Annotated in this window: 1 protein-coding gene; it reads right to left on the reverse strand. The window is 45.9% G+C overall.

Features of this window, described 5'->3' with window-relative positions:
- Positions 1–1,071 (reverse strand): reverse transcriptase/maturase family protein (locus AABK37_RS41435; protein ID WP_432557187.1); only part of this gene is annotated, 1,071 nt, incomplete at its 3' end.
- Positions 1,072–1,194 lie beyond the last annotated feature (123 nt).

Raw genomic sequence — 1,194 nt, forward strand, 5'->3', positions numbered from 1 at the left:
TTTCAGTAAAGATAACGTGTGGAGGTTGTAAGCCATACGGTAGTACTGGACTACTCCTCGGTACTCCGCTTGATACTGACTAACTATGCTGTAGGCATCGTCATTGACTCTCTGTGCTAAGTGTATGGGCTTTCCGGAGCGCGTATATTTGACACAGTGGTCTTTTATCACGCTTTTGGGAACCCTTAGCCCCACACTACCGTTGATACATCTTTGACCACGGTGGTCGTGTTTATCGTCGGCGTGTAGTATATGGATTTCATAACCCAGGAATTTAGCTGATTCGTCCCTTGCATGGGTAACGAGCGTCTTTTCCTCGCTGAGTTCCAGTTTTAACTCGTCACGTAAGAAGGTGGCGATTTTCTGTTTGATATCCAATGCTTCGGATTTTGAGCCTACTACTCCCAACAGGAAATCATCGGCGTACCTTACGTACCAAAGGCGACGAAAGTCTGGGTCATTTGGGTCACGAGACGGAATGGATTGCGCCTGTTGGCTCAACTGCCGTGCTTCTGCCAATTTTCCGGCTTTTCGTGCTTTTGCCGCTGCCTTAGTTAATACATTGTACGGTGGGTTAACACTCCTTCGCAGACCTCGTGTATATGCTGGTATTAATTCGCGTTCGACATATTTGTCCAGTTTGTCTAGCACCAAATTAGAAAGTATCGGGCTTACAACTCCACCCTGCGGGACTCCGCTATAGGTGGCATTGTATTTCCAATTTTCCAAGTGTCCAGCATCCAGCAATCCCTTGATTAGTCGAATAAAGCGATTATCATGGATTTTCTCAAGCAATATTTTTAACAAAATAGTATGGTCTATGCTGTCAAAACACGCACTGATATCTCCTTCGATAAACCACTTTGTAGCTCGACCTTTTTGGGTAATTTCCTTCAGTGCAGTATGGCATCCGCGTTTCGCTCGGAAACCGTGGGAGTGTTCGCTAAACTGGGGCTCGTAGTAGGCTTCTAGTATGGAGCGAATTACTTCTTGAAGTAATTTATCCGACCAAGAAGGCATACCAAGAGGTCGCAATTTACCGTTTTTCTTCGGGATATAAGTACGTCGCACTGGTGTCCATCTATATCGCTCATTTCTCAGAGTCTCAATGATGGCGTTAATTTTCGCTCTTAGACATACCGTCCACTGTTTCGGGCGTAGCGCCTGGTGTCATTGCACCTGCGTTGCTGTTTA

The sequence above is a fragment of the Tolypothrix sp. VBCCA 56010 genome (genome assembly GCF_050875635.1).
In the GTDB taxonomy this organism is placed as follows: domain Bacteria; phylum Cyanobacteriota; class Cyanobacteriia; order Cyanobacteriales; family Nostocaceae; genus Hassallia.